Origin of the sequence: Pontibacter actiniarum, assembly GCF_003585765.1 — a bacterium.
GTDB lineage: Bacteria > Bacteroidota > Bacteroidia > Cytophagales > Hymenobacteraceae > Pontibacter > Pontibacter actiniarum.
This window is the reverse complement of sequence record NZ_CP021235.1, coordinates 2,524,503-2,537,816: the sequence shown is the minus strand read 5'-3', so window position 1 is coordinate 2,537,816 and position 13,314 is coordinate 2,524,503. Positions and strand designations below refer to the sequence as shown.

The following is a 13,314-nucleotide window of genomic DNA, read 5'->3' as shown; positions in this document are numbered from 1 at the left end:
TCAGCGGCACTTTCTTTTTATACTTGTATTACTTCCTTTCCAGCGTCAGGAAAGTATAGCTGTACTTGTTCTTGTCGTCCGGCCCGTGATGCTCCTGCTCCACTACCTGCCATTCGTCTTCCGGCAGCTCCGGAAAATACACGTCGCCGTCGAAGCTGGCGTGCACCCGTGTCAGGAACACCTTATCGGTAAAGGGGAGTGCCTGACTGTATATCCTGGCTCCGCCGATAACGCTCATGTCCGTGTCGAGCTCCAGGCCTCTCTTTATAGCCTCCTCCAGCGAGTGCACCACAATGCACCCCGCTGCCTCGTAATCTTTTTGGGAGGTGATGACGATGGATGTGCGGCCCGGCAGCGGCTTCCCGATAGACTCGTAGGTCTTACGGCCCATGAGCATCGGGTGCCCCATCGTGAGGCTTTTGAAATGCTTCAGGTCGGCGGGCAGGTACCAGATCAGGTCATTGTCCTTGCCGATCACATTGTTTTCGGCGGCGGCTACTACGATAGAGATCATACGCGTTATACGTCAAAGCTGTAACCCCGCAGCAGGTCCTGAACCGGCATGCGCTTTTTACCTTCCATCTGCAGGTCAAGTAGAGCGATGGCGCCTGCTGCCGTCTGGATGTGCAGGAACGTCTTGTTATCGGTGTGGATGGAGCCTGGTGCTGAAGTATAAGCCGCATCCTCCAGAGTCTCTACTTTAAAAACTTTGAAGGTCTTGCCGTTTAGCCTGGTCCAGGCGGCTGGGTATGGGCTAAGGCCACGGATAAAGTTGTGTACCTGCCCGGCTGGCTGGTCCCAGTAAATCTCGCAGGTGTCTTTGAAAATCTTGGGGGCGTGTTTTGTCTCGGCACTCACAACCTGCGGCTGTGGCTGCACCTCGTTCCGCTCGATGGCCTGCACCGTGCGCAGCGCAAGCTCTGCGCCTTTGTTCTTCAGTTTCTCATACAGCGAGCCGAAATCGTCTTCCTCCAGGATAGGTACGCGCTCCTGATAGATCAAATCGCCGGTGTCAATCTCGTGTTTCAGGAAGAAGGAGGTGACGCCCGTTTCCCGCTCCCCGTTGATGATGGCCCAGTTGATAGGTGCGGCACCGCGGTACTGCGGCAGCAGCGAGGCATGGATGTTGAAAGAGCCAAGCGCAGGCATTGCCCACACCACCTCCGGCAGCATCCGGAAAGCCACGATGATCTGTAGGTTAGCCCTGTAGCTGCGCAGCTCCTCCAGGAAAGCCTCTGACTTGAGGTTGGTCGGCTGCAGCACAGGTATCCCCTGTGCCACAGCATACTCCTTCACCGGCGATTGGTTGAGTTTTTGGCCGCGCCCCGCCGGTTTATCGGGTGCGGTAATCACGGCTACTACATTATACTTATGTTCCACGAGTGTCTGCAGGGTAGGCACGGCAAAATCCGGCGTACCCATAAACACGATGCGTAAATCCTGGGTCATACTTAGCTAAAGTCTGGGTAAAGCAGGTACTGCTTACGGGTTTTCTTATAGTTGGATAGGGCTGGCTCCCAGCTTGCCCTGATTTCGGCTTCGGTCTTGCCAGCCTTGATCTGCTCGCGAAGCTTGGTGGTGCCGGCCAGGCGATCGAAGAAGTTGTTAAAGAACTTGTCCTTGTTGGAGGAGTTGTTGTACATCTCCAGCAGGTAGGCCAGGTCTACTTTGTCTGCCACGGCCACATCTGTTAAATCTTTTCCGTAGCAAACCACATCCTTGTGCGGCGGGTTTGTGGCACCCGGTGTGCTAACCGGTGTAAAGCTGAAATCCTTCTTCTGGTAATACGGGCTGCCGATAAGCTGGAACGGCGTGGGAGTGCCGCGGCCAACACTAACATCGGTGCCCTCAAACCAGCAGATGGAAGGGTACAGGGCGATAGCCTGTGCGTTTGGTAAGTTGGGTGATGGCTTAACAGGCAGCTCATACGGCATGTCGTGGTCATAGTTGGCCATCGGTATCACCGTTAGCTTTGCCTGGCGCTGCCCCTCCAGCCACTTCTCGCCGTTGATCATTTTCGCGAGCTCGCCAACGGTCAGGCCGTGCACGATCGGGATCGGGTGCATGCCCACAAAGGACTGCTGATCCATGTCCAGTACCGGTCCGTCTACGTAATGGCCGTTCGGGTTAGGGCGATCCAGAATCACGACCTCTTTGCCGTGCTCTGCGGCGGCTTCCATCACATAGTGCATGGTGCTGATATAGGTGTAGAAGCGGGTGCCGACATCCTGTATATCAAACAGCAGCACATCCAGGTCCTTTACCTGCTCGGGCAGCGGCTTCTTGTTTTTTCCGTAGAGCGAGATGATCGGCAGCCCTGTCTTAGAGTCTTTGGCGTCTTTGATGTGGGCGCCGGCATCGGCCTCGCCGCGGAAGCCGTGCTCCGGGGCAAAGATTGTTTTGATCTCAACGCCGCGGCTAAGGAGGGTGTCTACCAGGTGCGTGTCGTCTATGGTGGAGGTCTGGTTCACGATCAGGCCAACGCGCTTGCCCTGCAGCTGTGGCAGGTACAACTCCAGTTGCTCAGCCCCCGTTTTAAGGGCTTTCGCCTCCTGTGCGGGGGCTTGCTGTTGTACGGCCGCTGTGGTAGCTACCTGTTTAGAAGTGCAGCTGCCGAAAGTAAGCAGCATTGATGCGGACAGAAGTAGGTAAGGGTGTGTCATAGTTTGTGAGGTAGAAGTCAAAATTCATACCTATCTTTAAGGCTGTTAAATATGATTTAAGGCGAGTGAACATCTCCAGGTACATATCCGATAAAATATCAGAAGTGCAGGCCGGCTCTTTTACACAGTCGGTTACAAAAATAGCAATTATAAGCATAGCTGCAGGCATTGCTATCATGATTGTGTCTTTTGCCATCTTGGAAGGCTTCCGAAACGAGATCCGCGAGAAGATTTTCAGCTTTGGGGCGCACCTGCAAATCAGCAAGTATGATACCAACAACTCGTATGAGGGAGCTCCCATCAGCCGCAACATTGGCATCACAGACTCTATCCAGGGAATAAAGAAAGTGCAGGCCTTTGCCCGGAAAACGGCTATCATCAAGACAGAGGACGAAGTGCTGGGCGTGGTGATGAAAGGCGTGGAAGAGGAGTACGACATGGAGGCAATGGAGCACAACCTGGAGGCAGGGGAGCTTATCTCCTTCAACGACTCCACCTCCTCAAAAGAGGTGCTACTGAGCCAGAAAATAGCTAACAAGCTGCACCTGAAGGTCGGGGATGACGCCATCTTTTACTTTATCCAGAATCCGCCGCGGGCCCGCAAGCTAACCGTGAAGGGGATTTACAATACCGGTCTGGAGGAGTTTGACGAGGTGTTTGTAATAGGAGACCTGCAGCTGATACGCGAGCTCAACAACTGGCCCGACACGCTGGTGGGCGGCGTAGAGGTGGTGCTGAAGGACTTTGACCAGATAGACCGGGCGGCCGACCAGGTGTTTGAGCAGATGAACTACGACCTGCAGCTGGAGAAGATAACGGACCGCCACGCCCAGCTCTTTGACTGGCTGAAGCTTTTGCGCAAGAACGTGGTGATTTTCCTGGTGCTGATCATCTTTGTGGCCACCTTCAACATGGTGTCTACAGTGTTTATCATGATCATTGAGCGGATAAACATGATCGGCGTACTGAAGGCGGTAGGGGCCACGGATGCCCAGATCCGGAAGGTGTTCTACTTCCGTGGGCTGAAACTGACGGTGAAGGGGATGCTGTGGGGCAACCTGATAGGCCTTGGCTTCTGTGCACTGCAGTACTACTTTGAGCTCATCCCCCTGGACCCCGAGAACTATTACATGGACCGCGTGCCGATCAGCTGGAACCTCGGGATTATACTTGGGCTAAACGTGATCACGCTTGTGCTGACGATGCTCGCCATCCTGGTGCCTGCCGCCATGATCGCCCGTATTAAGCCGGTGAAGGCGATTAAGTTTGATTAGAGCCCGTGCCCATCTAAACAAGAAGGCCCTGCTGTAAACCAGCAGGGCCTTCTTGTTTAGGGAAACAATGTACTTTATGCGCCCACAGCAGGCTGTGACGGGCCGCTTTCGAAGGAAAAGACCTCCCGCTTCGGAACCGGCATGGCAATGTTGTTTTGCTCGAAGGCTGCTTTTGCTTTCTCGTTCATGTCCCAGTAAAGGGCCCAGTAGTCCGCGCGGTTGCACCAGATGCGGGTGCTGATGGTAATGGCATGCTCCGCAAAGTTGGTTACCACGATAACCGGTGCCGGCTCCTGTAGCACGCGCTCATCCTGGGCGATCAGCTCCTGTATAAGGCTTCGTACTTTGCCGATGTCGTTATGGACTGACACGGTAAAAAGCAGCTCCACGCGGCGGGTGGCCTCTACTGAGTAGTTGACCACCACCGTAGAGGCAAGTGGGCCGTTGGGCAGGTAAATCGTTTTATTGTCGGCCGTTTTCAGCACGGTGTTAAAGATGTTGATCAGGTGCACCGTTCCGCCCTGTCCCTGGGCTTCAATGTAGTCCCCGACGCGGAAGGGCTTGATTGTGAGGATGAGCACGCCCCCTGCGAAGTTGGAGAGGCTGCCCTGCAGGGCCAGGCCGATTGCCAGACCGGCCGAGCCGAGCACCGCTATAAAGGAGGTCATCTCCACGCCCAGCTGCGCGATGACCAACACGATCAGCAGCACCCACAGCGTAACGTTTAGAATGCTTCCCAGGAACGGCCGCAGCGACTCGTCCACGCCTTTGCGCACCATTAGGTTCTGTATCAGCTTGTTTAAACGCCTGATGATCCACGTGCCAACCACCAGGATGACCAGGGCCACCAGCAGTTTCATGCCGTAGAGCACAGCAAAGTTTACAACCATTTCGCGGATAGAATCAATATCCAGCATCATGTTAAGGTAGTGTTAAAGGTGAAAAAATAAAGCGCCGCCTGCTACGGCGGCGCGTGCAAATACGATCAAAGGCAGCTTATGCGGTTTCGGCAAAAGGAGGCAGGTGGCGGCACTGCAGGATAAGGTTCGGGTTGGGGCAGAGCTGCTCATACTTGCTGCGCTCTGCTGTCGTGGCCACGCCGGGGAAGTCGCCGTGCTTGCCCTCCATATCCGCTATAACCTGGAAGTGGAGGTGCGGAGGCCAGTTTCCGTTTTCAGGGTACGGGCCGACCTCGGCTATCTTCTGGCCTTTGCGAACAGGCTGGCCCTGCTGCAGGCCCTCCAGTGAGGTGCGGCTGAGGTGGCCATAGAGGGTATAGAACGTGAGGCCCTCCAGCTCATGCTGCAGGATAATGGTGGGTCCATAGTCGCCGAAGTTGTCGTTGTCGCGGAAGCTGTGCACAGTGGCATCCAGGGGGGCGAACACGGCGGTACCGGCCTCCAGCCAGACATCCACACCCAGGTGCAGGTTGCGGCTTTCGGCCTCTACAGCAAAGTGCCTGCTGCGGCGGTAAATAAAACGGTCCTCCATGTACCCGCCCACGCCGATACGCGCCTGCTGTTGCTGCAGAAGTTGGTTAACCGCCGCGTTAAAGGCATCGGTATCCTGCAGGTCTGTCTGCTGCAGAAGGGAGTTATCGGCCGTGAAATCCAGCCGGCAAACAGCGGCCGAGTTCAGGTCGGCGTCCAGCACGGGGGCAAAGGCATGGCGGTGCCTGCTCAGCAGGGCGCTAAGGTCTTCTTTATGTTTCATAAGCTTGCAAAGTGGGCGCAGATAGGGGTGCCCACTTTGCAAGTTAAGCAGAAATTAGCTTAAAGCAGCTGCTTCTTCCTCTTCCAGTACCTTGGAGAAGGTTTTCAGGCTCTTTGTTTTCCCGAAAAGCTCTTCTGATTTCTTGCTGTAGGCGAGGGCGGCTTCCTGTAGCGTTTCGAAGGTGCCGAGGTTGATGCGCTGTTTGTTGTAGTGGATGATGGCGCGGTATTTCTGAGCTTCTTTGTGTACTCCCCGAACGCCGAGTTTATTCTCTGTTTTGGAGGTGTTGCGGACGATCTTGCAGAGTGGGGCCCATTCCAGGTTTTCGCGGCGGCAGTCGAGTTTGTTACCGTTCTTGAAGTGTACGTACAGCTTCAGGTCGCTTTCCGGCTTCTCGAGCATTTGCTCCCCGATCATTTTGTGCAGGTAAATGGTCTCGTTGCGGTATTTGCCGTTCTTGAGAGGCCAGTTTTTCTGGAAGAAAGCGTAGCCGTTGGAGTGGATGCGCAGGTGCTTGAGAAACTCAATTTGTTGCAGATACGCGTTGTTTTGGATGTAGTCGTAGGTAGTGTCATCTACAACCACTGTTTTTTCACAGTTTTTTAGTGTCAGTTTGTACAGCATTTTGTTTTCATGTTAAAAGGATCGCGTTTATAGTACGGAGACATAGGCAGCTAAGCGTTCTAAACCTAGAGCTATTGCAGCGTGCTGTAAAGTTGCAGCTTTTTTTTAATATATTTTACAACTAATATTCAAATAATTTTATTGTGCCTGTACGGAAAGAACCCTAAAAATTATACGATACATTCTCAGAACAGGCGGGATTATCGTAACTTTCATGCCTCAAACGAGTTTTAAAGCGAGATAAATTAGAGCAAAAGTATAAAAACATGAGTAGCCCTTACCTTAACCTGAAGGTGGTAGGCATCACCCGCGAAACGTCTGATGCCGCTACCATCCATTTTGAGCACCCTGAAAAACAAGCCATAAACTACAAGCCGGGCCAGTTCCTGACGCTAATCCTCCCGATCGAGGGCAAGGAAATCCGCCGCTCCTACTCCCTGAGCAGCACGCCGCACGAGGCGCCGCGCCTGTCGGTCACGGTAAAGCGCGTGGAAGGCGGCCTGATGTCCAACTACCTGCTCGACACACTGCAGGTAGGGCAGGAAGTAAAGGTGATGGAGCCAATCGGGAACTTCTGCCTGACCTGCGCACCGGCTAACCAGCGCCAGGTGCTGTTGTTCGGGGCCGGCAGCGGCATTACCCCGCTGATGTCCATTCTCAAAGCTGTGCTGCGGGAGGAGCCCAACAGCAGGGTGACTTTGCTGTACGGCAACCGCAACGAAGACTCGGTTATCTTCAAAGACAAACTGCAGGAGCTGGAGACCCAGTACCAGGGGCGCCTGCACGTGGAGTACATCTACAGCCAGCCCACCCACGACTGCGACCACCGCGGGCGCATGAACCAAAGTATGGTCATCAAGATTCTGGAGCGCCTGCAGCTGGCCAGGGTGCAGGACGGCGTGTACTACATGTGCGGCCCGGAGGGGATGATGGAGGAGGTGCGCCATGCGCTGGATGTGCTGCACGTGCCGGCAGACCGCATTTTCCGGGAGAGCTTTGTGAGCAACAAGCTGCTGGAGCAGCAACAGCAGGCGCAGCAGCACGGGGCAGTGGTATCCTCTGACGAGGACGGTGAAATAACCACCCAAACCGTTACCGTTATTTACGAGGGCTCGGAGTACAGTTTTGTCGTGGAGCCGGACCAGACCATTCTGGAGGCGGCCCTGGAGCAGGATATTGACCTGCCGTACTCCTGCCAGGCGGGCCTGTGTACAGCCTGCCGTGGCAAGTGCCTGAGCGGAAAGGTGCACCTGGATGAGCGTGAGGGACTTTCCGATGCTGAAATGGAAGAAGGCTACACCCTGAACTGCGTGGGCCACCCCCTAACGCCGAACGTGGTGATCGAGATCGGTTAGGCCTTACTTTACGTATAAATGAGCAGCGCCAGAGGAATTTTTCTTGTGGCGCTGCTCTTTTTTTGTACTTTCGTAAGAAGTGCCTATATTGTACTTCTAAAATATATATTGCCATAATGACAATACAACAACAAACAAACCTAACAATACCTACACGCAAGCCAAGGGCATATCTCTCGGAGGACTTTCGTGTAGAGAAGTGGGAAACCATCAAGCCCTACTTCGAGGAACTTCAGACGCGCGACATCAACAGTGTTGAAGAGCTGGAGAAGTGGATGCAGGACCGTAGCGAACTCGAAAGCGTGCTGTCTGAAGACCTGGGGTGGCGTTATATCCGCATGACCTGCGATACGCAGAATGAGGAAACCACACAGGCTTTCCAGTACTTTATCGCCGAGATCGAGCCGAATATCGCACCGCTGGACCACGAGCTGAACCTGAAGCTGATGCACTCGCCTTACGTGAATGCGATCGACAAGGAAAAGTATAAAATATATTTGCGCGGGGTGGAGCGTGCGTTGGAAATTTTCCGGGAAGAGAACATACCGCTTCAAACGGAGATCAGCACCAAGCAGCAGCAGTATGCCGCCACAACGGGCGCTATGACGGTAACCCTAGACGGGGAAGAGGTTACCTTGCAGCGTGCCGCTGACCGCTTGAAGCGCACAGACAGGGCCGTGCGTGAAGAGGCCTGGCGCGCCGTGCAGGAGCGCCGCTACCAGGACCGTGAGAAGCTGGACAGCCTGTTTGACGACCTGCTGAAGCTGCGCCACCAGGTGGCCGCTAATGCGGATTTCGAGAACTTCCGCGACTACATGTTCGCTGCCCTGGGGCGGTTCGACTATACGCCGCAGGACTGCTTTGATTTCCATACCTCCATTAAGAACACCATTGTTCCGCTGCTTACGAAAATAGACGCGGAGCGCAAGGAGGAGCTGGGCCTGGAGCAGCTGCGGCCATGGGACCTGGATGTGGACCCCACCGGTAAAAAGCCGCTGGAGCCGTTTAAGACAGGGGAGGAGCTGCTGGAGAAAACGGTGCAGGTGTTTTACAAGCTGGACACCTACCTGGGCGATTGCTTGGCGACTATGCGCGCTATGGGCCATCTGGACCTGGAGTCGCGCAAGGGCAAGGCACCGGGAGGCTATAACTACCCGCTGGATGAGATCGGCGTGCCGTTCATTTTCATGAATGCCACCTCCAGCCTGCGGGACGTGATCACGATGCTGCACGAGGGTGGCCATGCCGTTCATTCCTTCCTGACCAGGGAGCTGAGGTTAAACGCCTTTAAGCACCCGCCTTCCGAAGTGGCAGAGCTGGCCTCTATGTCTATGGAGCTGATATCGATGGACTATTGGGACACCTTCTTTGAGGATGAGGATGAGCTGAAGCGGGCCAAGAAAACGCACCTGGAAAGTGTATTGGAGACCTTCCCGTGGGTGGCCACGGTTGATAAGTTCCAGCACTGGATCTACGAGCATCCGGAGCAGTCGCAGGAGGAGCGCCACCAGGCGTGGCTGGACATCTTCAACACCTTCAACCATCAGTTGGTGAGCTGGGAAGGGCTGGAGAAGTACAAGCCGTACATGTGGCAGAAGCAGCTGCACATCTACGAGGTGCCTTTCTACTACATTGAGTATGCCATGGCGCAGCTCGGTGCGATTGCCGTTTGGCGTAACTACAAGCAGAACCCGGCCGAAGGCCTGGCTGCCTACAAGCGTGCCCTTAGCTTAGGCTACACCGTTTCTATCGGGGAGGTTTACGAAGCCGCTGGCATCAAATTCGATTTCAGCACGGAGTACATCAAAAGCCTGGTAGACTTTGTAAAAGACGAAATGGCGAAAATATAAGTACGGGCACTGCCCTTAGCTGTAGCGGCCACGCCTATCTCGGGTGTGGCCGCTGCTGTTTTATGGCCGCCGTGCCTGGGCTGCGGAGGCACCCGACAGCCAAGTAGCTCCCGTATTTGTAACAAAATGTGGCGGACCCGGTAGATAGTAGAACTTAAACGTCAGCCTATGAAGAACTTCCTGCTACTACCCGTGTTGCCCTTGCTGTTCTGCGCAGCCTCCTGTACCACCGAGCGCCCCTCTGAGCCTGTTGCTGCTGTGCAGGAGGCTACTGCAGAAGTAGTGGAGCAGACGGCGGCGGTCGTGGGCACCTGGCAGGGCAGTATCCCCTGTGCGGATTGCCCGGGCATTACCTATACGCTACAGCTTTTCCCGGACCATACCTACCAGGAAACCATGGTATACCAGGAGCGGGAGGTGGAGCCAGTTGAGCAGGCGGGCACCTGGAAGGTAGATGCCTCGGGTACACTTCGCCTGCAGAGCCCTGACAGCGAGGGGGCTTCCGCGTTTAAAGTGATGCCTGATGCGCTTGTGCTGCTGGGTGGGGAGGGAAACACGGTGGAGGAGAGGTACCGCCTGAAGAGAATCAACAAGAAATAAAAGCAAGGCTACGGTAGCTGCCGGGCGTTGCCCAGGTTCATCAAAACCTATAACTAAAGCCAAAGCGCCTGCTAGTGTGTAGCAGGCGCTTTGGCTTTAGTTGTTTAGCTTTATACTTACAGCGGCTTGAACTGCTCAAACATTTGGCGGCAGTCGTTGCAGTAGTGCATGGAGCGGCAAAGCGTGGGGCCAAAGGGTGTGCGCATGGTGGTGTTCTCGCTGTTGCAGTACGGGCAGGTGGCGTACTCCAGAATGTCGAGGTCTAAAACCATGTTGTACTTCGGCGGCGGGGCCAGGCCGAACTCCTTCAGGTGCTGCCGCCCTTTCTCCGATATCTTGTTGCTGTCCCAGGGCTTGTCGAAAGACATGATAACCGTGTGCTTGCTGATGCCGTGCTTCTCCAGTGTGCGCTCTACGTCCTTCCGCATGTAGTCCATGGCGGGGCATCCGGCAAAGGTGGGTGTCATGCGCACGGTTACGTGCTCATCCCCCGAAACCTCCACATCGGTAATCACCCCGAGGTCCACCAGCGAGAGCACCGGTATCTCAGGGTCTTTTACCTCCTCCAGCAGGGTCAGTATGTCTTCCTTGGTTAAGCTCATGTTATTATTTGTAGACTTAGAACTACGTGACGAAAGAAAAAGGATGCTTACTCACAATAGGTGTCGTCTTTTTCCTGTGTCGCGCAGTCTGCTGCCGGAAAAGCTACCACTCAGCGGTCGGGTCGATCTTGAAAACCTCGGACATCTCGTCGAGTAGCGGTTGCAGGTGTTCTGTGTGCTCTCCGTAGCGTCCGCCAACCTTTGGCGTAAGGGTTTCCAGGTCCGGCAGCTTCAGGCTCGTCTTCTCCAGAACGGCCTGAATGCGTTGCAGCCACTCTGCTTTCACAGCCTCTTCGCCTCCGTAGATACCGGCATCCACCAATTCCTGCTCATACCTGGAGTGCTCAAACATGCCCAATGCAAACGGCAGGGCCTCGTTGAGGGATGACTGCAGGCGAAGTATGGCTTCCTCGGTAGAGGAGCCCAGGTTCTTTATCCAGGTGTTGGCGTGGAGCACGTGGTACTTTACCTCGCCCTTCAGCTTGGTGGCCACTTTGGCAATGGGCTCATAGCCCGACTGCGAGAGCATCTCAAAGCGGATGATCTCAGCGTTGTCGTAGAGGAAATGACGGATCAAGCTGAAGTCATACTCGCCGTTTGGCAGCTCTACCAGCTGGCTGTTGTGGAACTGGTTGGCATTGCGGGTGAAAGCCACGGTGTCCGGGTCAGCCTCGCCCAGCTCCTGAAGCAAAGTATAAAAAGCCAGGCTGTGCCCGATCTTGTCCTGCGCCATCGACGAGAACGCAATGTCTTCTTCCAGGATAGGGCCGAAGCCGGTCCACTCTGAATTGCGGTGGCCAAGTATAAGCTGGTCGTCCGCCAGTTTGTACAACAGGTCTTTTATGGCGTGCTCGTTCATTAGGCAGGTGTGTTTTTACGCTCTTCTTTAAACTTGGTGATCTTGTCCATCACCTTATAGGCAATGGCCTCGCGGTACTTCTTCTCCGGCACAGTGGTCCACATGTCCTTGTCATCCTCGGCCGACTGCAGCACGTCTTTGGACCTTACCACCCACACGTTCACGACAGGGCCTTTTTCTCCGAAAGCCTGCTTGGCCTCCTGTAGCGCCTCCAGGTAAGAGGTGGCCGTTACGCGGCCGGCATGCGTATGCGCCTTGCCGCGCTTCTTCAGGTGGAAAATCTCGTAAGGCTCCGGTTGTTCGCTACGTGCAGCAGGCTCTTGTGCATGCAGTGTGTCATACAGGTTCTCCCCATCGTTGCCGTAAGGCGTTACCTGGATGTGCTCCGTGCGCACGATCCAAAGGCCAACGCAGGGGAAGCGGCGGCTGTACTGCTCCTTAGCGAACAGAAAGGCCACATCTTCGTTGGGGGCATGCACAGGGCCAACATAAGTATGGGCTGCGCCTTCTTTCTTTTGATGAAAGGCTTCGTATGTTTCAAACTGATCTAGCTGCGGTTTCGGCTCCATGGCAGGCACCTCGCCCTCCGGCAGGTTCAGTCGGGTTACTCTCGGATCTAAAGACTTAAGGCTCATGGTTTCTTAATTATGAATTAAAAATTAGAAATTAGAAATGAGGGATATGCAGATGCACCCGTTCCCTCACATCCATTTCTAATTCATAATTTCTAATTTCTAATTGCCGCTAAGCTAGCGGCTTCACGTATTTTGCTTTCGGGTTGAGGAGGGCGTGGCGCACCCAGGCGCCGCGTTCTTCGGCGGTGCGGCGCACGGCAAGGCGCTCGGCGTTGCAAGGGCCGTCCCCGTTGATGACGCGCTTAAACTCATCCCAGTCCGGCTCTGTGTACTCCCACTGGCCGGTTTCCGCGTTTTTCTTCAGGTTCGGGTCGGGCACGGTCAGGCCCAGCTCCCAAATCTTCGGCACGTACATGTCCAGGAACTGCTGGCGGCACTCGTCGTTAGAGGCCATCTTCACCTTCCAGCGCATCAGCGTTTCCGTGTGCGTGCTCATCTTGTCGGAGGGGCCAAAGAACGTCATAATCGGAGGCCACCAGCGGTTTAGGGCCGCCTGTATCATCTCGCGCTGCTTCGGGCTACCCGTCGCCATGTGCACCACGGCATCGTGGCCGTACTTCAGGTGGAAAGCCTCCTCGGCGCAGATACGCTCCAGCGCGCGGGAATAAGGGCCGTAGCTGCCTTTGGCGTTAGCCATCTGGTTCACAATCGCGCCCGCATCAATCAGCCAAGAGATTATGTTGGAGTCTGCCCAGGTAAAGGCAGGGTAGTTAAACACGTTGGAGTACTTTGACTTGCCGTTGATCAGGTCGGTGAGCATTTGCTCGCGCGACTTGCCCAGCGTTTCGGCGGCGCTGTAGAGCAGCTGCGCGTGGCCTACCTCGTCCTGCACCTTGGCCATCTGCGCCATCTTACGGCGGAAGCCGGGGGCGCGGGTAATCCAGGTGCCTTCCGGCAGGGCGCCGATGATCTCAGAGTGCGCGTGCTGCTCAATCATGCGGATCAGCTGCTTGCGGTAAAGCTGCGGCATCCAGTCTGTCGGCTCAATCTTTTCGCCGCGCGCAATACGCGCCTCAAACTCGGCCAGCTTGGCAGGGTCTTCGGTCTGCAGGTCGTCAAACTTGGTGGCCTCGAAAACGTTTCCTCCTCCGTACATAGTATATATCGCTTTAAGGTTCGAAAATAAGGTTGCTGAGCCG

14 protein-coding genes are annotated in these 13,314 nt (G+C 55.1%); 4 read left to right on the top strand and 10 right to left on the bottom strand.

Annotation, left to right across the window (positions count from 1 at the left end; translation table 11 throughout):
* Positions 1 to 28: 28 nt before the first annotated feature.
* Genes CA264_RS11055 through CA264_RS11045 form a run of 3 tightly spaced genes read right to left on the bottom strand, consistent with a single transcriptional unit; the run spans position 29 to position 2,663 of the window.
* The gene (locus tag CA264_RS11055) at positions 29 to 514 is read right to left on the bottom strand and encodes a dihydrofolate reductase (RefSeq protein ID WP_025607140.1); all 486 of its coding nucleotides are present in this window, start codon (positions 512 to 514) and stop codon (positions 29 to 31) included.
* A gap of 5 nt (positions 515 to 519) precedes the next feature.
* The gene (gene fmt / locus CA264_RS11050) at positions 520 to 1,449 is read right to left on the bottom strand and encodes a methionyl-tRNA formyltransferase (protein ID WP_025607138.1); all 930 of its coding nucleotides are present in this window, start codon (positions 1,447 to 1,449) and stop codon (positions 520 to 522) included.
* 2 nt (positions 1,450 to 1,451) lie between these two features.
* The gene (locus CA264_RS11045) at positions 1,452 to 2,663 is read right to left on the bottom strand and encodes an exo-beta-N-acetylmuramidase NamZ family protein (RefSeq protein WP_025607137.1); all 1,212 of its coding nucleotides are present in this window, start codon (positions 2,661 to 2,663) and stop codon (positions 1,452 to 1,454) included.
* 65 nt (positions 2,664 to 2,728) lie between these two features.
* Here CA264_RS11045 and CA264_RS11040 point away from each other — a divergent pair, with 65 nt between their 5' ends.
* On the top strand, positions 2,729 to 3,937 hold the full coding sequence (locus CA264_RS11040) for an ABC transporter permease (protein ID WP_025607136.1): 1,209 nt from the start codon (positions 2,729 to 2,731) through the stop codon (positions 3,935 to 3,937).
* Positions 3,938 to 4,011: 74 nt separating this feature from the next.
* On the opposite strand, the gene CA264_RS11035 is transcribed toward CA264_RS11040, so the two are convergent.
* The 3 genes from CA264_RS11035 to CA264_RS11025 all read right to left on the bottom strand — a co-directional run bounded on the left by CA264_RS11035 (position 4,012) and on the right by CA264_RS11025 (position 6,274).
* Positions 4,012 to 4,857, bottom strand: a complete 846-nt coding sequence (locus tag CA264_RS11035) for a mechanosensitive ion channel family protein (RefSeq protein WP_119570441.1) — start codon at positions 4,855 to 4,857, stop codon at positions 4,012 to 4,014.
* A gap of 76 nt (positions 4,858 to 4,933) precedes the next feature.
* Positions 4,934 to 5,650, bottom strand: coding sequence for a peptidoglycan DD-metalloendopeptidase family protein (locus CA264_RS11030; protein WP_025607132.1), 717 nt, complete (start codon positions 5,648 to 5,650; stop codon positions 4,934 to 4,936).
* 54 nt (positions 5,651 to 5,704) lie between these two features.
* Entirely contained in the window at positions 5,705 to 6,274 is a 570-nt protein-coding gene (locus CA264_RS11025; protein WP_025607130.1) for an HNH endonuclease, read from the bottom strand.
* 266 nt (positions 6,275 to 6,540) lie between these two features.
* On the opposite strand from CA264_RS11025, the gene CA264_RS11020 reads away from it, so the two are divergent.
* From CA264_RS11020 to CA264_RS11010, 3 genes are all read left to right on the top strand, one after another.
* Positions 6,541 to 7,629 carry a ferredoxin--NADP reductase gene (locus tag CA264_RS11020; protein WP_025607129.1) on the top strand — a complete coding sequence of 363 codons (1,089 nt, stop codon included), beginning with the start codon at positions 6,541 to 6,543 and terminating at the stop codon, positions 7,627 to 7,629.
* A gap of 116 nt (positions 7,630 to 7,745) precedes the next feature.
* On the top strand, positions 7,746 to 9,479 hold the full coding sequence (locus CA264_RS11015; RefSeq protein WP_025607127.1) for a M3 family oligoendopeptidase: 1,734 nt from the start codon (positions 7,746 to 7,748) through the stop codon (positions 9,477 to 9,479).
* Between the two features lie 168 nt (positions 9,480 to 9,647).
* Positions 9,648 to 10,079, top strand: coding sequence for a copper resistance protein NlpE (locus tag CA264_RS11010; protein WP_025607126.1), 432 nt, complete (start codon positions 9,648 to 9,650; stop codon positions 10,077 to 10,079).
* Between the two features lie 116 nt (positions 10,080 to 10,195).
* Here CA264_RS11010 and paaD read toward each other — a convergent pair whose 3' ends face one another.
* The 4 genes from paaD to paaA form a co-directional block, all read right to left on the bottom strand.
* On the bottom strand, positions 10,196 to 10,681 hold the full coding sequence (gene paaD, locus CA264_RS11005) for a 1,2-phenylacetyl-CoA epoxidase subunit PaaD (protein ID WP_025607124.1): 486 nt from the start codon (positions 10,679 to 10,681) through the stop codon (positions 10,196 to 10,198).
* A 103-nt stretch (positions 10,682 to 10,784) separates the two neighbouring features.
* A complete protein-coding gene (gene paaC / locus CA264_RS11000) occupies positions 10,785 to 11,540 on the bottom strand; it encodes a 1,2-phenylacetyl-CoA epoxidase subunit PaaC (RefSeq protein WP_025607122.1) in 756 nt (251 codons plus the stop codon).
* Complete coding sequence (locus tag CA264_RS10995) at positions 11,540 to 12,175, bottom strand: phenylacetic acid degradation b (protein ID WP_025607120.1); 636 nt, start codon at positions 12,173 to 12,175, stop codon at positions 11,540 to 11,542. Before CA264_RS10995 ends, paaC begins: the two co-directional genes overlap by 1 nt.
* Positions 12,176 to 12,284: 109 nt before the next feature.
* Positions 12,285 to 13,271: a 1,2-phenylacetyl-CoA epoxidase subunit PaaA gene (paaA, locus tag CA264_RS10990; protein ID WP_025607118.1), complete on the bottom strand. Its 987-nt coding sequence runs from the start codon at positions 13,269 to 13,271 to the stop codon at positions 12,285 to 12,287.
* Positions 13,272 to 13,314 lie beyond the last annotated feature (43 nt).